Origin of the sequence: Niveispirillum irakense DSM 11586 (assembly GCF_000429645.1) — a bacterium.
Lineage (GTDB): Bacteria > Pseudomonadota > Alphaproteobacteria > Azospirillales > Azospirillaceae > Niveispirillum > Niveispirillum irakense.
On sequence record NZ_AUCG01000001.1, the window covers coordinates 93,582 to 115,365 of the forward strand.

The window sequence follows — 21,784 nt, forward strand, 5'->3', positions numbered from 1 at the left end:
GCGGCAGTCGCCGCCGGACCAGTCCCTGGGGACTGGTCTCATACCTCCGCGCCGCGCAGCATCTCGCGGGCGATGATGATCTGCTGGATCTGGGACGTGCCCTCGTAGATGCGCAGCAGCCGGACGTCGCGGTAGAAGCGCTCCACCTTGTATTCGGCCATGTAGCCGGCACCGCCATGGATCTGCACCGCCCGGTCGGCCACCCGGCCCACCGCCTCGGTGGAGAAATATTTCAGGACGGAGCAATCCAGGCTGACCTTCTCGCCTGCATCGAAACGGGCGGCGACCGACCGCATCAGCGCCTCGGTGGTCAGCGTGTCGACCTTGCTGTCGGCCAGCAGCGCCTGGACAAGCTGGAAATCGGCGATGCGCTGGCCGAACTGCTTGCGTTCCATGGCATAGCGCAGGCTCATCTCCACCAGCCGGTCGCACATGCCCAGCGCCACGGCGGCGATATGGATGCGGCCGCGATCCAGCACCTTCATCGCCGTCTTGAAACCACGGCCCGGCACGCCGCCGATGATGTTGGCGACCGGCACCAGCACATCGTCAAAGATGACGTCGCAGGTCAACGCCCCCTTCTGGCCCATCTTCTTATCCGGCTTGCCCAGGCTGATTCCGGCCGTGTCGGCGGGCACGATAAAGGCGGAAATGCCGCCGGCCCCCTTCACATCCGGCTCGGTACGGGCCATCAGGGTGAACATGCTGGCACGCGGGGCATTGGTGATGTAGCGCTTAGTGCCGTTGATGCGGTAGAAATCGCCCTCACGCACGGCCGTGGTGCGCAACGACGCCGCGTCGGACCCGGCCTCCGGCTCCGTCAGGGCAAAGCTGGCGACGGCCTCCCCGGCAGCCAGACGCGGCAGCCATTCGCGCTTCTGTTCCTCGGTTCCGTCCATGACGATGCCCTGGGAACCGATGCCCACCGTGGTGCCGATCACCGACCGGAAGACCACCGACGCGCGGGTCAGCTCGCGAATGATCGCTGCTTCCTCACTCATGGTCAGGCCCAGGCCACCATGTTCCTCCGGCACTGACAGGCCGAACAGGCCCAGTTCACGCATTTCCCGGATGATCTCGTCGGGCACGGCATCATCATGCTCCACCCGGTCTTCCGCCGGGATCAGCCGCTCATCGACGAAGCGGCGCACCGTGCCGCGCAGAAGGTCGAAGGTCTCGATATCCATGGGATGCTTTCCCGTTTCAGCTTGCCGCCGTGGCGGTCATGGCGATGGTGCCGTCGCAGCGGACAGCCTGGACGAAGCCCGGCTCCGCCCCCGGCGATAAAAGAATGGGCTGGTTGGCGAACAGGGGTGCCGCCGCGCGAAAGCCGAAGCGGCGCAAGGGCACCCCGGCCTGTTCCGTCGCCAGACCGCAAAGCCGCGCCGCCGTGAATGGCCCATGCACGACGAGATCGGGATACCCTTCCTCATCACGGGCATAGGGCAGATCGTAATGAATGCGGTGGCTGTTGAAGGTGACGGCGGAGAAGCGGAACAGCTCCACCGGACCCGGCCGCCAGACCCGGTCCACCACGCTGACCCGCAGCCGCGTCTCCTCGATCGGCGCCACGCGGTCACCGGCGGGACGATAGACGATGGTCTGGCGCTCCCGCACCTTCACGTCGCCATCCTGCGCGATCTCCCGATCAACCTCGACAAACACCAGATCACCACTGCGACCAGGCTTGTGCCGGACATCGGCGATGGTGGCGGTCAGGGTCGCCGGGCGGGCCAGGATCAACGCCTCGCCGAATTCCATGCTGGCCGCCGCAAACATGCGCCTTGCCAGACTGACCGGCGGCAGAAACCCGCCGCGCAACGGGTGCCCGTCCGGGCCGATACGGCCGGCGGCAGCCACGGGCAGGAAAAAGGCCCAATGGGCCAGCGGGGGCTGGCGCTGCTCTACCCCCAGATCCTCGCCCAACGTCGCTGCATAGCGGCGCAGGGCTTCGGCATCAAGGGTTTCTGTACGGATTTCGCTGCGGCCGATCCAACCGCGCCAATGGTCCAGTTCGTGCGTTTCGACGGTGCTGGTCATGTGCTCTTCTCCACACCGGCGACAATGCCATCATCATGCAGCCGACCGATCTCCCCACTGCCCAGGCCCAGCAGCTCGGCCAGCACCTCGTCGGTATGCTGGCCCAGACGCGGGGCGGGCGTCAGGGGAAGACGGTCCGCGCCCGTCAGCGTGGCGGCGGGGCCGGACGCGGCATAGCGCTGGCCGCTGGGATGCGACAGGGTCTGAAAGATGGGGTTGGCCGTGAACAGGCGCCGATCCCCGGTGACAGCCTGATGCAGTGTCTGATACCGGCCCCAGGTGACGCCGCTGGCATCGAAGGCAGGGGCCAATTGCGCCAGCGTGCCTTTGCCGATGGCCGCTTCGAACAGCGGAAACAGGCGCTGCCGGTGCAGGAAGCGCTGTCCCTCGTCGGCGGTGAAGGACACGCCCAGTTCCGCCTCAATCGCCGCCACCGCCGACCCCAGCGACAGGACCTTCAACAGGCCCGTCCATTGGCGGGGGGTGATGGCCACGACCATGACCCGTTCGCCGTCGGATGTCAGGAAATCACGGCCGAAGGCGCCGAACAGATCATTGCCCATGCGCGGCCGGTCACCGCCGGCGGCCAGCACCTCCGCCACCGCCCCGATATGCGAAAGGCTGGAGGCGACAAGGTCGGACAGCGGGATGCGGATTTCGCGGCCCGCACCGCTGCGCCGCCGGTCCCTCTCCGCCGCCAGCAGGGCGAAGGCGGCATAGGCCCCGCCCAGCAGGTCCCAGGCCGGCAGCACATGGTTGACCGGGCCTGTCCCTTCCACCGGCCCCGTCATCAGGGGCAGGCCGGAGGCGGCGTTGACGGTATAATCCACGGCCGGCGCGCCATCAGCCCACCCCATGACGCGGGCACAGATGATATCGGCCCGCCGTGCCCGCAGCGCGTCAAAGGACAGGAACCCGTCGGCCGGATAATTGGTCAGGAACAGGCCGGCATCCTCACCCGGTGCGGTGGCCAGCGCCAGCGCCAGTTCCCGCCCTTGCGGGCTGGACAGGTTGATCGCGATGGATTTCTTGCCCTTGTTCAGCCCTTCCCAATAAAGGCTGCTGCCATTGTCCGCCACGGGCCAGCGGCGGAAATCGGGCCCGCCGCCGATGTTATCGAAGCGGATGACCTCCGCGCCCAGTTGCGCCAGATGCAATCCGCAGGACGGGCCGGCGATGAAGGCGGAGCCCTCGACGACGCGCAGACCCTTCAGGATATCGTACATGGCGTCAGATCCTCACCAGCACGCGGCCGAGATTGTCGCCACCGAACAGGCTGAAGAACGCGTCCAGTGCATGATCGATGCCGTCATGCACCGTCTCCGCCGCATGGATCAGGCCGGCCTGATACCATTGCGTCGCATCGCGCAGGAACTGTTCTTCCAGATGCAGGTAGTTCAGGACGATGAAGCCCTGCAGGCGCAGGCCCTTTACCACCACCTGGGTCAGGTTACGCGGGGCCGCCGACGGTTCGGTGGCATTATATTGGGAGATCATGCCGCACAGGGCGAAGCGCCCGCCTGGATTGGCAATGGCGATGGCCGCCTGCAAATGGTCGCCGCCGACATTATCGAAATAGATGTCGATGCCGCCCTTCGCCTCACGCGCCAGGGCCTTGGTCAGGCTGGGTTCGGCCTTGTAATCAATGACCCCATCCAGTTTCAGCGTATCGCGCAGGAAGGCCGTCTTCAGCGGGCCACCGGCTGCACCGATGACCTTGTTGCCCTTCAGTTTGGCGATCTGGCAGACGACGGACCCGACACCGCCAGACGCGGCCGACACGAAGACCGTGTCGCCCTCGCGCATTTGCGCGATGTGCAACAGGCCGGTATAGGCCGTCAGACCCGTCATGCCGGCAAAGCCCAGATAGGCCTGTTCGGGCAGAATGGAACAGTCGCGCTTCTTTAGCGCCTCGGCCGGGGCGTTGAACAGCTCCCGCCAGCCCAGGCGCGACCAGACCACATCACCGGGGGCGAAGTCGGGATGGTTGGATTGTTCCACCACGCCGGTGGCCGGCCCTTCCATGGGCGCGCCCAGGGTGAAAGGGGCGACATAGCTTTTCGTCTCCCCCATGCGGCCGCGCATGGCGGGATCAACTGCCATCCAGCGGTTGCGCACCTGGACCTCACCCGGGCCGGGTGGGGGCACCGTTACGGTGGCCAGCTCGAAATTTTCCTGCACCGGCGCGCCCACGGGGCGACTGATCAGGCGGATTTCACGCGAAAGGCTCATGTTCTGGTCCTTCCGTCTCAATAGCCGCAGAGGCGGGCATAGCGTTCACGGTGGAAGGCGGCGTTGCCAAAGCTCATATCCGCCACCCGCGCCCGCTTCAGATAGAAACCGGCATCATGTTCGTCGGTCATGCCGATGCCGCCATGCAGTTGGATCATCTCCGTCGCCATGCGGCGCAGCGTGTCGCCGGCCAGCGCCTTGGCCAGGGATGCCAGGACGGGGATGTCGTCCCCATCCTCATCCAAGGCGGCCAGCGCCGCCTCCACCGCCGACCTTGTCAGTTCCAACTCGGCATAAAGGTTGGCGGCGCGGTGCTGCAGGGCTTGGAACTGGCCGATGATGCGGCCGAACTGCTTGCGGGTCTTCAGATAGTCCAGCGTCGTCTCAAACGCCTGCACCGCCGCCCCCAGCATTTCCGCCGCTTGGCAGATACAGGCGCGATCAAGCACCCGGTCCAGCACCCCCTGCCCTTCACCGGGCGGGGACAGCAGGGCGTCGGGCCCCACCGCGACATTGTCGAAACTCAAGATGGCGGCACCGCGCGGCAGTACCTCTCGCAGGGCGCGGCGATCAAGACCGGCAGCATCACCATCGACCAGGAACAGGGCCACACCATCGGTGGTGCGAGCCGGGACGATGAACAGGCCCGCCGCCATGCCAAACGGCACCGGTCGCTTCACGCCCGACAAACGCCAGCCGTCGCCGTCGCGTTCAGCCGCCAACGCCACCTGGCGCTGCGGATGGCGTCGATCCTCATCCAGCGCCAGCACGGCGACCAACTCACCACTGGCGAGGGCGGGCAAAAAGCGTTCCTGTTGTGCTGCGTTGCCGGCCAGCCGTAAAGCGCCCACCGCCGCCACGGCGCTGTCGATCAGCGGTGAAGGCAGCAGCGTGCGGCCCAGCCGTTCAACGATCAGGCCTAAGCTGAGATGGCCGAAATCGCTGCCACCGAATTCCTCGGGCACCAGGATGCCGGTCCAGCCCATTTCCGCCATTTCGGCATAAAGGTCCGGATCGAACCCCGTCTGCCCATCCAATTCACGCAGTCGCCGCAGCGCGGTGACGGGCGCACGGTCGAGCGCCCATGCTTCCGCCCCATCGCGCAGCATGCGTTGTTCCTCGTTGAGGACAGCCATCGGCCCCTCCTCCTGGTGTTCTTGTTATTGGTAATCGGGCAGGTTCAAGACCCGCTTCGCCGTGATGTTGTTCTGAATCTCGAAGCTGCCGCCATAGATCGAATAGGCCTTGCTGTGCAGCCAGGCTCGCGTGGCCTCCAACTCGTCGGGCTCGAACCCGCCGCCCTCCCAGCCCAGGCCACGGTTGCCCAGGATTTCCACGATCAGTTCGCCCCGTTCCTGCGACACGTCCGATCCCAGATTCTTCACCGCCGACAAGGCGGGGGAGGTGCCGGTGCCGGCCTTCGCCTCCCTGGCTGCGCGTTGGAAGGTTTGCGAGTAAGCGCGCGAGCGCATGGAATTCAAGATCAGGCGGCGGCGCAGGTCGGGATCGGCGATGCGGCCATCCGCATCCTCCCCGATATAGCGCTTGGCGAGTGGCGCCAGACTGGGCGCCTCCGCCCTGTTGCCAGCCAGACTGTCGCGCTCGAACTGCAACAGGCGCTTGGCGACGGCCCAGCCCTGGTTGACGCCGCCCACGATATTCTCCTTCGGCACCTGCACATCGGTCAGGAACACTTCGGCGAAATGGGTGGTGCCGGATATCAGGGTGATGGGCCGTGCCTCCACCCCGGGACTGGACATGTCGATCAAAAGGAAGCTGATGCCCGCCTGCTTGCGGCTGGTATCAGTACGAACCAGGCAGAAGCACCAATGGGCATGATTGGCACCCGAGGTCCAGATCTTCTGGCCATTGACCAGCCAATGATCCCCCTGGTCGATGCATTTGGTCTGGAGGGATGCCAGGTCGGACCCGGCGCCGGGTTCGGAGAAACCCTGGCACCAGCGTACCGTCCCCTTGGCGATGCCCGGCAGAAAGCGCAGCTTCTGTTCGTCATCGGCATATTCCAGCAGGGTCGGACCCAGCATCATCATGCCGTAGCTGCGATTGGGGTTGAAGGCGCCGATGCGCGCCATTTCCTGGTTGATCACCGCCTCATGCGCACGGGTCAGACCGGCGCCACCATATTCCGGGGCCCAGGTCACGGCACCCCAGCCCTTGTCCGCGATTCGACGCAGCCAAAGCTGGAAATCCGCATCGGCGTCGGCCAGCGCGCCGTCATTGTGATAGGGCTGCGGGTTCTTATAGGCGAGTGAAGCCGGAAAGTTGGCCTTAAGCCATTCGGCGACTTCTGCTCTAAACCCCTGCTCCACATCGTCTGCCATATCAGCCAACTGTCCCGTTACGCCCCGAGAGGGATGTGGTTCCGGCGATGCCGCGATCCGTGCCGCTGGCCCCGCCAACGGGGGCCGCGTCGCTGTCAAGCCACGGACCTTTATCGCTTCTGATGCCTTTGACCTTAATTCAGCCAGACGGTGTTTGCACGACAAAAATTGCATCACAGGTTATTATGTTGGGCGCGACGGGCATACGTGACGGCATGACAGGCCCCTTCGCGATGCAACGGTATGCCAGCAAGTCCGGGCTGCCCGCCGCAGAATGTCCTGCCTTCCAGCCTCATCCAAACTTTTACAGACGTGCAATGTTGTCATATAGATGAAGCCTTCCCTATGCTCGAGGGCAAGGCAGCGGCCAGTTTGGTTAAGGAGTAAGTGCCCGTGTCGCGGATCGAACCGGAAAAGGTCCTGGTCTATTCCAGCCCCGCCATTCATGCGCGCCGCCGCCGCATCTTGGAGGAAACCCGCAAGCTGATCGCCGAACGCGGCCTGATCGGCTTCAGCATGGATGAGATCTGCAAGCGCGCCGACGTGTCCAAGCGCACGCTCTACAACGCGTTCCAGACCAAGGAACGCATGATCGCCATGGCGATTCATGAATATTTTGAACGCTATATCTCCCGCCTGCCCTATTCCAGCCCGGCCGGCACGTTGCAGCGCAATGTCGAGCGCATGGTGTTCGTGATCCAGCGCAACCGGCAGATCCGCAATTACATCAGTGCGATCATGTCGATCTATTTCAGCCTGGATGCCGATAGCGACATCTGGACGACCATGCACTCCATGGCCGTTACCCCCAATCTGCAATGGATTGAGGCGCTGAAGGCACGCCGCCAGCTACAGCCCTGGATTGATGCGCAGCGGCTGGCCGATGATGTGGTGCGCTTTGAATATGCCATCATCTATGATTGGTGCCGTGGCCATATCGCCGACGACGCGGTGATCCCGCATTTATTGACCACCTGCCTGACACTGATGTCCGGTGCCACGCGCGGCGCAGCGCGCAAGGAGATCGAGGCGGTGCTGGACGATATCCGGGAAGGCAGGCTGCCGCTGGCTGCCACTTCCGCCGGCACGCCCGCCACCACATCGCCACCAGCGGAGCCGGAACTGACCGACGAAGTCGTGTAGAGGCAATCTCTTTAATTTTAACCTTCACTGCAATATTAGACATGGTATAGTCCGCTGGATCGACGAGGCAGCGCGTGTTTGTCGCCGCCATCCGTCCCCCTCCATCCAGCGGAATGCCATGACAGAACAGGCGAAGACCCTACAGACCGGCACCGCGCGGCTGCTGGCGGAAAGCAGACCGGACGGTGTCCTGCATGTCACCCTGAACCGCCCGGAAGCGCGCAACGCCGTCTCCTTCGAGATGTGGGAAGGCTTCTCATCCCTGCTGGATCAGGTGGAGCGGGAAACCCCACCCCGTGCCATCGTCCTGACCGGGGCCGGGGACTATTTCTCCTTCGGTGGCGATCTCAAGGTACCGCCCAACCGGGGTGAAGGGGCGCTGGCTACGGCGGCGCGCCTGGAATGGGGCCAGCGCATCATTACCCGCCTGCGCCGCCTGCCCGTGCCGGTGATTGCCGCGGTGGAAGGCGGGGCCTATGGCATCGGCTGGAGCCTGGTGATGGCCTGCGACATGGTGTTCGCCGCCGACAATGCCGCCTTCGGTGCCCCCTTCGTCAATTATGGCCTGACGCCCGATGGCGGGGCCGCCTGGTTCCTGACCCAGCAATTGGGCCGCTACCGCGCGGCGGAACTGATCTTCTCCGCCCGGTCCATGCCGGTGGCGGAGGCTGCGTCTGTCGGGCTGGTCAGCCGCATCTGCCCTGCCGGCACGGTGGCGGCAGAGGCGCTGGCCTTTGCCGCTGGCATCGGCCAGGGCAACCGCCATGCGGTGGAACTGACCAAGCGGCTTTTGCATGGCGCGCAGACGGGTGACCTGGAGACCAGCCACGCCATGGAACTGGTCTATTGCGCCCGCCTGCAGGACGGACCGGAGCTGCGCCAGGCGCGGGAGGCATTCGCCGCCAAACGCGCGGCCGCCAACGCCGCCAAGCAAGGCTGACCATCCCTTCACGCGGATAAAGGGTTCATCATGCAATTCGACATGCGCAGCCTGCCGCTTCTGGCGCGCTACAAGATCCTGAATTCCACGGTGACGCCGCGCCCCATCGCCTGGGTCACGACGGTATCGCGCGACGGGGTGCGCAATGCCGCACCCTACAGCTTCTTCAACGCCGTGGGCGACGACCCGCCGCTGCTGGTCCTGGGTTTGTTGAAGCATCCCGTCACCGGCCTGATGAAGGACACAGCCCGCAACATCATGGAGACCGGCGACTATGTCGTGAACCTTGTGTGCGAGGATGATGCCGAGCGCATGGTTCAGTGCAGCGTCGACGCGCCCGCCGAACTGGATGAAATCCTCTATGCCGGAGTGGAGACGGCCGACAGCGTTCTGGTGAAGCCGCCGCGCATCGCCAGCAGCCCGGTGAGCTTCGAATGCCACAAACATTCCGCCATCGATATCGGCCGCCAGACCATCGTGCTGGGTGAGATCCTGATGACCCATATCCAGGACCGCTTCGTGCTGGATGCGGCCAAACAATATGTCGATACGCCCGCCATGAAGCTGATCGGGCGCACCCATGGCAGCGGCTGGTACGTGCGCAACAGCGACGCGTTCAAGCTGGAACGGCCGGCCTACGATCCGTCGCGCCAACAGGGGTAGCCGCCCGCGACCGCAAAACAGACGCCGCCCATCCCAAGAGGCGGCCACCAGGGAAGAAGCCCATGTCGATGCCTTTCCGCCGGCCGCTGCTGGCCGCCGCGTTATTGCTGACCGTGGCCGCGATGCCGTTGCAGGCCGCACCGCCGGGGGCCGACTGGCCCGGCTATGGCGGCCCGGACGAGAACCATTACAGCCCGCTGGCCCAGATCAATGAAGGCAATATAAACCGGCTCAAACTGGCCTGGTATCATGATATCGACGTCCCGCCCTCCAGCTTCACTGCCCCCATCGCGGTGGACGGCGTGCTGTATTTCGCAGCCGGCCATGCCGTTATCCATGCCATGGATGCAGCTACGGGCAAGCTGCTCTGGCGTTATGATCCGGAAGCCTGGAAGCAGGCGGGACAGAAGCTGCGCGGCGCCTGGGGCATCCGTGGCATCGCTTATGACCAGGGCCGCATCTTCACCGGCACCATCGACGGTCGCCTGATCGCCATCGACGCCCGCACCGGCAAGCCGGAATGGAGCGTCATGACGGTGGAGAAGGAGGACGAGCGCTATGTCACCGGCGCGCCCTGGGTGTTCAACGGCAAGGTAGTGATCGGCCATGGCGGCGCGGATTTCGCGCCCATCCGTGGCTATGTCACGGCTTACGACCAGAAGACCGGCAAGCAACTCTGGCGCTTCCACACCGTCCCCGGCGACCCCGCCAAAGGGTTCGAGAACAAGGCCATGGAGATGGCCGCCAAGACCTGGACGGGCGAATGGTGGAAATATGGCGGCGGCGGCACGGTATGGAATACCATGGCCTACGACCCCAAATTCAACCGGCTCTATATCGGCACAGGCAACGGGTCACCATGGAACCAGAAGATCCGCAGTCCCGGCGGCGGCGACAATCTGTTCCTCTGTTCCATCGTCGCCCTGGATGCCGACACGGGCGCGTATGTCTGGCACTACCAGACCAATCCGGGGGAAACCTGGGACTATAATTCCTCGATGGATATCGAGCTGGCGGAGCTGGAGATCGACGGCAAGCGTCGGCCGGTCATCCTGCACGCGCCCAAGAACGGCTTTTTCTATGTCATCGACCGGGAAACGGGAAAGCTGATCTCGGCGGAGAAGATCGTGAAGGTCAATTGGGCCGACCGGATCGATATCGAAACCGGCCGCCCTGTGGAGAACCCGGCCGCCCGGTACCCCGATGGCAAGCCGGCGCTGGTTTTCCCCTCCCCCTTCGGCGCCCATAATGTGGAGGCCATGTCCTTCAACCCGAAGACGGGGCTGGTCTATATTCCGGTGATGGAGCGCGGGCAGGTCTATGTCGACCCGCCGGGCGACCTGTCGCAATGGCGCCATTCCGGCGGCCAGCGCCTGTCCACCGGTACCGGCGCCCCGCCGGACGCCATGCAGCCTCCGCCGCCGACCAGCGCGCTCCTGGCCTGGAATCCTGTGACACAGAAGGAAGCCTGGCGATTGCCGTTAAAGGGTGCGCGCAATGGCGCCACCGCGACCACCGCCGGCAATCTGGTGATGCAGGGCCGTGCTGTGGGCCGCTTCGACATCCTGGCTGCCAACAATGGCAGGACAGTCTGGTCCTTCGACGCCCAGACCGCTGTGCAGGCCCAACCCATCACCTACATGGCCAAGGGCAAGCAGTACATCACGGTCATCGCCGGTGCCCGCTATCCCGGGGCCATCGGTCTGGACCGGGAATGGAATTATCATGATCAGCAATGGCGGGTGCTGACCTTCGCGCTGGAAGGCAAGGCCACCCTGCCGCCCCGGCCGGCGCCGATGGACATGCCGCTGATCGAAACTGACCGGATCGATCCGGCGCTGGCCACGGCCGGGCGCACCACCTATGCCCAGCGCTGCTCCATCTGCCATGGTCCGGCCGCCCGTTCCGGCGGCGCCGCACCCGACCTGCTGCGGTCCCCCATTGTCGGCGATGGCGACAGCTTCAAGACCGTCCTGCATGACGGCGTGCTGCGTGAGCGCGGGATGCCCGATTTCCCCGAACTGAGCGATGGCGAGCTGGAAGGCTTGCGCCATTACATCCATCAACGCGCGCGGGAGGAAGCGGCAATCGATGCCGGTACCCTGACCCGCCCGCCCGCCAGCAGAGGCAGCAATGAAGGTCAATGAGGTCACCGATCTGGATGTTGACGGCCCCATCGCCGTCATCACCATCCATTCCCCGCCTGTCAACGCCCTGTCCGCCGCCGTGCGCCAGGGCATCGCTGCCGCCTTCAACCAGGCTGTCGCCGACCCGGCCGTGATGGCCCTGGTGCTGATCTGCGAAGGCCGCACCTTCTTTGCCGGCGCCGACATCACGGAATTCGGCAAGCCACCGGTGGAGCCGACCCTGCGGCAATTGCAGGTGATCGTGGAGAATGCGCCCAAGCCTGTGATCGCAGCCATCCATGGCACGGCGTTGGGCGGCGGGCTGGAACTGGCGCTGGTGGCGCATTACCGGGTGGCGGTGCCATCGGCCAAATGCGGGTTGCCGGAGGTGAATATCGGCCTTCTACCCGGTGCCGGCGGCACCCAGCGCCTGCCCCGCATCGTCGGCGTGGAGAAGGCCCTGGAGCTGGTGACCAGCGGGCGCCATGTGTCCGCCAAGGAGGCCCACGCCATGGGCCTGCTGGATGCGCTGGTGACAGAGGGGGCGTTGCGCCAGGGCGCTATCGCCTTCGCCACCCAGGTGCTGAGCGAGAAGCGCGCCCTGCGCAAAGTCCGCGACCTGAATGAGAAGCTGGAGGAGGCGCGACGGGATCCCAGCCTGTTCGACCGGTTTCGCGCCGCCAACAAGGCCAAGTTCCGCGGATATCTGGCACCGGAGTACAATATCCGCGCCGTGGAGGGGAGCCTGTCCCTGCCGTTCGATCAGGGCCTGGACAATGAGCGGGCCCTGTTCAACCATCTGATGGAAGACAGCCAGTCGGCGGCCCTGCGCCATGTGTTCTTCGCCGAGCGTCAGGCCGCCAAGGTGGATGGTCTGCCCGCCGACACAGCCACCCTGCCCATCGCAAAGGTCGGCGTCATCGGGGCCGGCACCATGGGTGGCGGCATCGCCATGAACTTCCTGAATGCCGGGCTGCCCGTCACCATCGTGGAGACGAAGCCGGAGGCGCTGGAGCGTGGCATCGCCATCATCCGTAAGAATTACGAGAACACCGCCCGCAAAGGCAAGCTGACGGAAGAGGCTCTGGAAAAGCGCATGGGTCTGCTGACCGGATCGTTGGACCTGGCCGATCTGGGCGATTGCGATCTGGTGATTGAGGCGGTGTTCGAGCAGATGGACGTCAAGAAGGACGTCTTCGCGCGGCTGGACAAGGTGGCCAAGCCGGGTGCCATCCTGGCCACCAACACCTCCTACCTGGACGTGGAACAGATTGCGGCGGCCACGGGCCGGCCCGATCATGTGCTGGGCCTGCATTTCTTCTCCCCCGCCAATGTCATGCGGCTGCTGGAGATCGTGCGGACGAAGGATACCGCCGCCCCCGTCCTGGCCACAGCGGTGAAGCTGGCACGCACCATCGACAAGATCGGCGTGGTGGTCGGCAACGGCTATGGCTTCGTCGGCAATCGCATCCTGGCCGCGCGCAATATCCAGGCCGACCGGCTGGTGCTGGAAGGCGCCAGTCCGGCGGATGTGGACCGCATCCTTTATGATTTCGGCTTCACCATGGGCCATTTCCGCATGCGCGATCTGGTGGGCCTGGATGTGGGCTGGAACCGCGCCACCAGTGCGTCGGCCACTGTCCGGGAAATCCTGAATGAAAGGGGCCGACATGGGCAGAAATCGGGCGGCGGCTATTATGATTACGATGCCGACCGCAACGCCACCCTGTCCCCGGTCGCACAACAGGTCATTGCTGATGTCGCCGCCCGCGACGGCATCACGCGGCGCACCATCGACGATGCGGAGATCAGGGACCGGCTGCTGCTGGCCATGGTAAATGAAGGGGCCAAGATCCTGGCCGATGGCATTGCCACCCGCGCGTCAGACATCGATATCGTCTGGGTCACGGGCTATGGCTGGCCGAAATACCGGGGCGGACCGATGTTCTGGGCCGATCTGCAGGGCCTGCCGGCGGTCGCCGCACGGTTGAGGGAATTGGCCGCCGCCCATGGCGACAGTCTGGCCCCCGCCCCCCTTCTGGAAAAACTGGCCTCCGAAGGCAAGGGCTTCAAGGACTTCCGCTGAGAAAGCGTCTCTTCTTCAGCCGCCGCTCCAGATGACATCGGAGCGGCGGCTTTTTCATGTCCCGATCCCAAAAAAACCCGGTGGCAGAGCCACCGGGGGAAGTGAGTTTGCTGGGAGGAGCCGGGACTATCAGGTATCCCCCCAGCCTTCACCGATCAGAACTTGGCGCGTACACCAACGGTGTAGGCACGACCGACAGTGTCATACAAGGAGATGATTGTCGGCAAGTTCAGACCGGGAATGGTGCCCGGAACCAGCGGCGGATCACGGTCGAACAGGTTGTTCGCTGTCAGGAACAGTTCGGTCTCCGCGCCGAAGGCCTGGGTCCGATAGGTGACGGTGGCATCGGTGTACCAGACGGCACTCTGCTTGGCGCCGTTGTAGTTCTGGTTCGGCTCCTGACTGCCCAGGGCCCATTTGCCGATATATTGTTCAGAGACGAAGATGTTGAAATCACCGATATCGTAGGAAACGTTCAGCGTGCCGCGCCATTTCGGCCGGGCGATCGGCTGGTTGGCGCTGCTGCCATAGCCTGCGAAATCATAGACCGGAGCCGTAGCGGACTGCTGCGTCTTGTATTCGTCCAGATAGGAGGCGTAGAGGCGCAGGGTCAGGTCGCCGGGCCCTGCTTCCGTGCGGTAGGTGGCGTCGAAATCGATGCCGCTTGTGCGCAGGAAGGCGATATTGGCCGGCGCCAGACGGACACTGGTGGGGAACGCCGTGGCACTGGGCCGGGTGATCAGGGCGCATTCCGGCGCCGTGCCGCCGCTGGCCTGACAGTTGGTGACCATCTGGATCGGGGTCAGGCTGCCGATGGCACCGTCGATCTTCAGGCGGAAATAATCCACCGACAGGCTGAAGCCCGGCAGGAAGGACGGGGTCAGCACGCCACCGATGGAGAAGGTGTCCGCTTCTTCCGGCTTCAGGCCGGTATTGCCGCCACTGATCTGCGGCACATTGGCGGTGATGCCGCTGACCGGGTCGACAAGGGTACCAATGGCCGACTGGTCACCGGCGTAAAGGTCGAACAGGGTGGGGGCCCGGATATCGCGCGACCGGGTGGTACGCAGCAGGAAATCATCCACCGGCCTCCAGGTGGCGCCCAGCTTCCAGGTCTCGACCCGGCCGCTGGTGCTGTAATCGGTGATGCGGCCGGCGGCGTTGATGTCCAGGCTCTTGGCGAAAGCCATGTCACTCAGCACCGGCACATTCACCTCAAGGAAGCCTTCCTTGACATTCACGTCACCGGCGGCCTCACCGACATTGGTCAGCCAGTAAAACAGGGCCGAGGAGGGAACGCCCTGCACACCGTTGAAATAGGCCGCGCGTTCCGCCGCCGTGTCCAGCAGGGCCGGGTTGGCATTGCTGGTCAGCTTCAGCTTCTGTGTGCGGTATTCAGCACCGAACGCCACATCGACCGTACCAGCGGGCAGTTCAAACAGGGAACCCTGCATGGCGGCGGAAACCATGTGCTGGGTGATCGCCGCATCGTAGGACGAGGTGCCCGTGGCATAGGCGTAGCCGTCCGGCGTCGACAGGGCGGCACCTTCGCCCATAATGTTCAACGGTTTACAGTCAGCGAAGCGCTGGCGGACGGCCGCGTCGGGGCTCAGCGTTGCACGGCACACGATGTTGCCCGAACCGTCGCGCACCGCGTCGATGGCGGCGTAGGCATTGCGCCAGTTGAACAGGCCGCTCTGATCCACGCCATGCTTGGACTTGCCATAGACATAACCGGCATTCCAGTGCCAGTCGGACCCAAAGTCACCTTCGAACCCGGCATTGGCCGTGTAATAATCTGTACGTTCCTTAGTATGCGGCTTGGGGGCATAGGAATTATAGGCCCCCACGCTGATGGAATTGGCGCCCGCCGCCGTCAACTGCGCACGCTGCGCATTGGTCAGATTCAGATAGGGATTGTCCAGATAGATGGTTGCCGATGTCGGCGGCACGAAGCTGTTGGCCAGCGACGAATAGGACAGGTCGCTGCGCGTGAAACCGCCCTGGGCATGGAACCGCACATCCGGGGTCACGTCGAAATCGAAACGCTGGAATATCTGCTGCGTCTTCAGTGGCGCCACAGCGGTCACGTCATAGGGGATCGTATAGCCATCACCGCCGACGAAATAGGACGGCGTGCCCGTGGCGGTGCCGTTGTTGAAGGCGGTCAGGGTGCCGTCGGGCAGGAAACGTTGGTTCGCCAGCGGACCACTGAGAATCTTGCCGCCGTTGGCAGCGGTGTTCTGCGTAACGCCCTTGTAGATGACATAAGGATTGGCAGCCGAGCCGGGCGTGCCGGCGCCAGCATTCTTGCCAGCATAGATATAGCCCTGGGTGGCGATGTCACGGTCATTACGCAGCATGCCCTTGTTGTCATACTGCTCGGCGCTCAACAGCCAATGGCCGCGCCCTTCGAAAAGGTCAGTGCCAAAGGCCGCACCCACACGGTAATTCTCGTTGTCCCCCTGCTCAGAAATGCCGTACTGCGCCTGGACCTTCGCGCCGTTGAACTTGCGGTTCAGCACGAAGTTGACCACACCGGCCACGGCGTCGGAACCATAGGCGGCAGACGCGCCGGCGGTCACCACATCCACACGCTCGATCAGCATGTTGGGGATGACATTGGTATCGACGTCGCCGCGAAAGGTGGTGGGCGGAACGCGGATACCGTCGAACAGGATAAGGGTGCGGTTACCACCGACGCCGCGCAGGTTCAGGATGTTGCCGTGCGAGGCGCTATTGGCGAAATTGTGCGTGGACCGCGCCGGGCTGCTGGACAGTTGGAACTGCGGCAGCTTGTTCAGGGCGTCGGGAATGCTGGACGGCGTCGCCTTGGCCAGATCAGCCACGGGGGCCACGGTGACCGGGGTCGGAGCTGTGTAGCCGTCCCGCGTGATGCGGGAACCGGTGACCACGATCTCTTCCAGCGTGTCCTGCGCCATGGCGGGGGCTGCGAGGAACACCGTGCTGGCGCTCATCAGCAGGGAGCCGACGATGCGTGCTTTCATTGTTTTACCTCCCCAGGGGTTTATTACACGGTAGTGCATTTTTTTGGAAATTAAGCGCCAGCAAAAATTGCCTGTCAATGCAATTTTATGCTGAGGCAATACATCCCCCTGCATGCAGGAGATATCTCAAGAAGGCGCAGATGAACACCCCGCGCGCTGGTCGTGGGTCAAGGCGCCTTCGATAACTGGAACTGCCGGACGAAAGGTCAGCGGGACAGGGTTTCCCCCGTCTCGGCACTCCATTTCGCGTACCAGGGTACAAGCTGGGTGGCCCGGAAGCCTGAGACCCCTGCCGTCTGGTCAGCGATGACGAGCGGTGATGCGCTTTCAAGGTTGAAACGGGGCCAAACCGGCAGGCCTGTACCGTTGGGATCGCCCGTGCGGATGAAGTTCAGGAAATAGCCCTGCATCATGCGGGCGATCTCTGCGTCCTTCCCCTGCACTGGCCCGCCGTCCCTGTCGCCCTCCGGTGCGAAAATATAGGGCATGTCCCCGCAATGCGGGACGCCTGCCACCTTGCCGCGCTGCTCTTGCGCAACATAGTCGAAATGGTAGCCATAGGCAGGCTGGCCAGTGCGGGACGCCAGCCCCGCCATGCCCATGGCAGCAGAAGTGAAGATGAAATCCGTCTGCACCTGCCGTAGCATTTCCTTGTCGTCCAGGGTGCCATAGGCCGGTTTAAGCGCGTCCATCTTGATCGCGAACCTTTCCTCCAGCACCTTGGCGTCAAAGCCCATCAGGCCAAAGACGCTGGCTTCATTGCTGGTCGATCCGCTGATGATCGGCACCCGCGCCATCTCGCCCCGCGCGAAGGTCACGGAGAGTTGGCGGTTCAGCAGCTTGCCATCGATGATGGCGCCGAATTCGGGAGGGCCCTGGTCGCCAGCCAGCACCTGGTCTGGGGTCAAGGCGCGCAGCTTGGCCAGGGCGGCGGCATCGCTGCCTTCCACCCCGACGCGCCGGGCAAAGGCCAGGCCCTGCTGTTGCGCCACCTCCATGGTACGGGTTGCATTGAAGAAGCCACCACCCGAATGGATCGAGGCGCGATGGAACAAGCCGCGCGGCACCGGTGATGCGGTCAGGGCATTGACCGCCGATCCGCCGGCCGAGCAGCCAAGGATGGTGACATTGTCGGGATCACCACCGAACTTGGCGATGTTACGCCTCACCCATTGCAAGGATGCGATCAGGTCCGACAGCCAGTAATTGCCGACTACGCCGTCCTTGGCGTCTGCCGCCAACGCCGGATGGGCGAAGAAACCCATGCGACCGATACGGTAATTGGGCGACACCAGCACCACGCCCTGATCCACCAGGGCCGGCAGGCCCTTATCCATCAGGTAGCGATTGGAGCCGACAAAATAGGCGCCGCCATGGATGGACACAAGCACTGGCAGCTTACTGCCCGCCGATAGGTCCGGGCTGGCGACGTTCAGCGTCAGGCAGTCCTCGCTCTGCGCCGGGGCGTCGGTGGCACCCGGCGGCACCGGCTGGGTGCAGATGGCACCAAATTTTGTGGCGTCACGCACCCCCTCCCATGGGGCGGCGGGGGCGGCAGCCTGCCAGCGCAGCAGGCCGACAGGCGGTGCGGCAAAGGGAATGCCCTTGAATATGCCGCCCTTCCCGTGCGTCTCACCACGCAGCTTACCCAGATCGGTATCGACAACCGGTGCGGTATCGGCACGGACGGCCGCGACCGACATTGGAAGGAAAAGTCCCAGCAGCGCCAGGGCGGAAACACCCTGTCGCAGGCGGCGTGGAAACTCCATAGTCGCCCTCCCAATTTTTACCTGCTATGTATTTTTCACTGGGGTAACATGCACAAAATTGCCTGTCAATGCAATTTTGGAGAATTGTTTCGACAGATGTTGATCGTGTCGACGCCACAAATGGTTTCGTTTGACAGTCACCAAATGTTGCACGATAGTGCAGAAAATAAGCGAAAGCACCAGGAGGAACGTTGAGAATGTCCGGCAAGAATTTCGGCAGGCTTTTCAATCGTCGGGCGCGATGGGCAATGGCCAGCGCCTGTGCGCTGACCCTGGGGCTGGCCCCGATCCAGCCGGCCTTCTCTGCCGGCAAAGCCGATAATGGTGCCAACTGGTCCGCCTTCGGCCGCACCGACACCGAAGACCATTTCAGCCCGCTGACCCAGATCAACGACAAGAACATCGCCCGCCTGGGCTTGGCCTGGTCGCATGATCTGGAAACGTTCGATAGCTATACGGCACCGCTGGCCGTGGATGGGGTGATCTATTTCGCCGTCGGACATTCCATCCTGCACGCCATGGACGCCCGCAATGGCGAGGTGCTGTGGACCTATGATCCCGAGGTGGCCAAGCATGCCGGTGCCCGCATGCGCGCCGGCTGGGGCGTGCGCGGCATCGCCTATAAGGATGGTGTGGTCTATACCGGCACCCGCGATGGTCGCCTGCTGGCCGTCAACGCCAAGGATGGCACGCTGCTCTGGAGTGTGGAGACGCTGGACGAGGCGGAAGGCGGCTATATCACCGGTCCGCCCTGGATCGCCGGCGACAATGTCGTCATCGGCTTCGGCGGCGCTGATTACAGCCCCGTGCGCGGCTATGTCACCGCCTATAATGTGAAGACCGGCAAGAAGGCCTGGCGGTTCCATATCGTGCCCGGTGACCCGGCCAAGGGGTTCGAGAACAAGGCCATGGAGATGGCCGCCAAGACCTGGACCGGGGAATGGTGGAAGTTTGGCGGCGGTGGCACCGTCTATCACGCCATGGCCTATGACAAGCAGTTCAACCGCATCTATCTGGGTACCGGCAATGGCTGGCCCTGGAACCAGAAAATCCGCAGCCCCGGCGGCGGCGACAATCTGTTCCTCTCCTCCATCGTGGCACTGGATGCCACAACGGGGGAGTATGTCTGGCACTATCAGACCGATCCCGGCAATACCTGGGACTTCAACAATGCCATGGATATTCAGCTCACCGAGCTGACGATCGACGGGCAGAAGCGGCCCGTCCTGATCCATGCGCCCAAGAACGGCTTCTTCTATGTGCTGGACCGGCGCGACGGCAAGCTGCTGTCGGCGGAGAAATTCGCCAAGGCCAACTGGGCGGACAAGATCGACCTGGAGACGGGCCGCCCGGTGATCAATCCCGAAGCCCGCTTCCCCGATGGCAAACCCTTCGTCATGTATCCGCTGCCGCTCGGCGCGCATGGGGTACAGTCCATGTCCTACAGCCCGAAAACGGGCCTGACCTATATCCCGGTGACGGAGGGGGGCCGCGTCTTCGTCGATCCGCCGAACCTGGCCAACTGGCAGTACAAGCCTGGCATGTTCGTGAATACGGGCCTGGGCGCACCGCCGCCCGACATCAAGGTGCCGCCGCCAACCAGCGCCCTGCTGGCCTGGGACGTGGCCAAGGCCAAGCCCGCCTGGCGGGTGGAACTGACCGGATTGCAGAATGGCGGCACCATCGCGACCGCCGGCAATCTGGTATTCCAGGGCGATAATCAGGGCAAGTTCAACGCCTATGCCGCCGATGACGGGCGCAAGCTCTGGTCCTTCGATGCCCAGAATGGCATCCTGGGCAATGCCATCACCTACAAAGCCGGCGGCAAGCAATATGTCACGATCCTCACCGGCTGGCGCAGCAGCTTTGCCGGCAAGCCCAACTGGGATTACGAACAGCAGCGCCGTCGTGTGCTGACCTTCGTCCTGGATGGCAAGGCCATACTGCCGCCAGCCGACCGCACCGACATCCCCGTGCTGGACGACGCGTCCTTCACCATCGATCCGGACAAGGCCAAGATCGGTGCCGGGGTCTATAATTCAAGCTGCGTCATCTGCCATGGCGCTGGCATGGTGGCCGGCGGGGCCGCCCCCGACCTGCGCAAATCCAGCATGCCCATGGATGCCGACACGTTCCGCGCCGTGGTCCATGACGGCATCCTGATGGAACGTGGCATGCCCAATTTCGACATCCTGAGCGATGGAGAAATTGAAGGCCTGCGCCACTATATCCGCCAGCGGGCCCGCGAAACTGTGGTCGCCAAGTAACCCCGACAGGAGGACCCTCCCCGTGCAAGGATCGAAGGTCGCCATCACCGGGGTCGCGGAGACCCCGATGGTGCGCTCCAGCCCGCATAGCCTGCTGAAGCTTGAAACTGACGCCTGCTTTGCCGCCATCGAAGATGCCGGCCTGCAGGTGCGGGATATCGACGGCATCGTCTGCAATCGCAACACCCACAGCGCCGATGAGATCGGTTTCGCCCTGGGCTTGGAACGGCGGCCCTTCACCGCCGTCACCGATACGGTGGGCGGCACCGCGCCGGCAGGCCAGGCCCTGGTGCTGGCGCAACTGGCGATCGAGGCGGGGTTGGCCCGCCATGTGCTGGTCCCCTACGCCTTCCAGGCCACACGACCAGGCGGTCCTTATGGCTTTCATTCGCGCGAGCCGCTGAAAGCAGACCTGGAAATGCCGGTAGGTTACTTCGGCCAGGCCTCTTATTTCGCCATGATGGCCAACCGCTACGCCCATGAACATGGGCTGACGGAGGAGGAACTGGCGGCGGTGTCCATCACCTATCGCCGCTGGGCAATGTTGAACCCCGCAGCGCAGAAGCGCGAACCGCTGGATCTGGACGCCTATCGCCAGTCGCCCATGATCTCCACCCCGCTGCGGGTGGCCGATTGCTGCCTGATGACCGATGCCGGGGCCGCCTATATCGTCAGCGCCGTCGACCGGGCACGCGACATGCCGCATCCGGTGGTCACCGTGGCCGGGGTCGGCATGGACACCAACCGCTGGCCGCAATCGGTGGTGTTCACGCAGAAGCCCGATATCCTTGACTATCCCGCCCGGCAATCGGCCGCGGACGCCTATGCCATGGCCGGGGTCGCAGCCAAAGACCTGGATTTAGCCCAGATCTATGACGGGTTCAGCATCTCGGCCCTGTTGCAGACCGAAATGCTGGGCCTGTGCGGGACAGGCGAAGGCGGGCGCTTCTATCTGGACGGCCATGGCCTGCCCGGCGGGCGTTTACCTATCAATACCAGCGGCGGCCATCTGGCTGGCGGCTATCTGCCCGGCATCACCCTGCTGGTGGAGGGCGTGCGGCAGTTGCGCGGGGCACGCGGCGAGGGTCAGGTGAAGGATGCGCGCCTTTGCGCCGTCACCGGCCTGGGCGGCAATTCCCATTCCACCACCATCCTGGCGAGGGACTGA

At 64.0% G+C, this 21,784-nt stretch carries 15 protein-coding genes; 7 read left to right on the top strand and 8 right to left on the bottom strand.

From position 1 onward, the window contains the following. Positions 1-38: 38 nt before the first annotated feature. Genes G473_RS0100385 through G473_RS0100410 form a run of 6 tightly spaced genes read right to left on the bottom strand, consistent with a single transcriptional unit; the run spans position 39 to position 6,614 of the window. On the bottom strand, positions 39-1,187 hold the full coding sequence (locus G473_RS0100385) for an acyl-CoA dehydrogenase family protein (RefSeq protein WP_029011476.1): 1,149 nt from the start codon (positions 1,185-1,187) through the stop codon (positions 39-41). A gap of 16 nt (positions 1,188-1,203) precedes the next feature. Further along, positions 1,204-2,040 carry an HTD2 family dehydratase gene (locus G473_RS0100390; RefSeq protein ID WP_029011477.1) on the bottom strand — a complete coding sequence of 279 codons (837 nt, stop codon included), beginning with the start codon at positions 2,038-2,040 and terminating at the stop codon, positions 1,204-1,206. Beyond that, positions 2,037-3,266, bottom strand: a complete 1,230-nt coding sequence (locus G473_RS0100395; protein ID WP_029011478.1) for a CoA transferase — start codon at positions 3,264-3,266, stop codon at positions 2,037-2,039. Before G473_RS0100395 ends, G473_RS0100390 begins: the two co-directional genes overlap by 4 nt. Before the next feature lie 4 nt (positions 3,267-3,270). After that, positions 3,271-4,272: an NADP-dependent oxidoreductase gene (locus G473_RS0100400; RefSeq protein ID WP_029011479.1), complete on the bottom strand. Its 1,002-nt coding sequence runs from the start codon at positions 4,270-4,272 to the stop codon at positions 3,271-3,273. A gap of 17 nt (positions 4,273-4,289) precedes the next feature. After that, on the bottom strand, positions 4,290-5,408 hold the full coding sequence (locus tag G473_RS0100405) for an acyl-CoA dehydrogenase family protein (RefSeq protein ID WP_029011480.1): 1,119 nt from the start codon (positions 5,406-5,408) through the stop codon (positions 4,290-4,292). A gap of 24 nt (positions 5,409-5,432) precedes the next feature. Next, positions 5,433-6,614, bottom strand: a complete 1,182-nt coding sequence (locus G473_RS0100410; RefSeq protein ID WP_035704778.1) for an acyl-CoA dehydrogenase family protein — start codon at positions 6,612-6,614, stop codon at positions 5,433-5,435. Between the two features lie 393 nt (positions 6,615-7,007). Here G473_RS0100410 and G473_RS24295 point away from each other — a divergent pair, with 393 nt between their 5' ends. The 5 genes from G473_RS24295 to G473_RS0100435 all read left to right on the top strand — a co-directional run bounded on the left by G473_RS24295 (position 7,008) and on the right by G473_RS0100435 (position 13,572). After that, a complete protein-coding gene (locus tag G473_RS24295; RefSeq protein ID WP_210163190.1) occupies positions 7,008-7,757 on the top strand; it encodes a TetR/AcrR family transcriptional regulator in 750 nt (249 codons plus the stop codon). 118 nt (positions 7,758-7,875) lie between these two features. After that, positions 7,876-8,697, top strand: a complete 822-nt coding sequence (locus G473_RS0100420; RefSeq protein ID WP_051329717.1) for an enoyl-CoA hydratase/isomerase family protein — start codon at positions 7,876-7,878, stop codon at positions 8,695-8,697. Positions 8,698-8,727: 30 nt separating this feature from the next. Continuing rightward, positions 8,728-9,360 (top strand): flavin reductase family protein, encoded by a 633-nt coding sequence (locus G473_RS0100425; protein ID WP_029011483.1) that lies wholly within the window; start codon positions 8,728-8,730, stop codon positions 9,358-9,360. 62 nt (positions 9,361-9,422) lie between these two features. Continuing rightward, entirely contained in the window at positions 9,423-11,507 is a 2,085-nt protein-coding gene (locus tag G473_RS24300; protein ID WP_084437536.1) for a PQQ-dependent dehydrogenase, methanol/ethanol family, read from the top strand. Then, the gene (locus G473_RS0100435) at positions 11,494-13,572 is read left to right on the top strand and encodes a 3-hydroxyacyl-CoA dehydrogenase NAD-binding domain-containing protein (protein WP_029011484.1); all 2,079 of its coding nucleotides are present in this window, start codon (positions 11,494-11,496) and stop codon (positions 13,570-13,572) included. The genes G473_RS24300 and G473_RS0100435 overlap by 14 nt, the downstream gene beginning before the upstream one ends. Positions 13,573-13,727: 155 nt before the next feature. On the opposite strand, the gene G473_RS0100440 is transcribed toward G473_RS0100435, so the two are convergent. Both G473_RS0100440 and G473_RS24305 read right to left on the bottom strand, forming a co-directional pair. Continuing rightward, positions 13,728-16,580, bottom strand: a complete 2,853-nt coding sequence (locus tag G473_RS0100440) for a TonB-dependent receptor domain-containing protein (protein ID WP_029011485.1) — start codon at positions 16,578-16,580, stop codon at positions 13,728-13,730. A 206-nt stretch (positions 16,581-16,786) separates the two neighbouring features. Further along, positions 16,787-18,349 (bottom strand): carboxylesterase/lipase family protein, encoded by a 1,563-nt coding sequence (locus G473_RS24305; RefSeq protein ID WP_210163191.1) that lies wholly within the window; start codon positions 18,347-18,349, stop codon positions 16,787-16,789. 197 nt (positions 18,350-18,546) lie between these two features. On the opposite strand from G473_RS24305, the gene G473_RS0100450 reads away from it, so the two are divergent. After that, on the top strand, positions 18,547-20,616 hold the full coding sequence (locus G473_RS0100450) for a PQQ-dependent dehydrogenase, methanol/ethanol family (RefSeq protein WP_210163192.1): 2,070 nt from the start codon (positions 18,547-18,549) through the stop codon (positions 20,614-20,616). 22 nt (positions 20,617-20,638) lie between these two features. After that, entirely contained in the window at positions 20,639-21,784 is a 1,146-nt protein-coding gene (locus tag G473_RS0100455; protein ID WP_029011487.1) for a thiolase family protein, read from the top strand.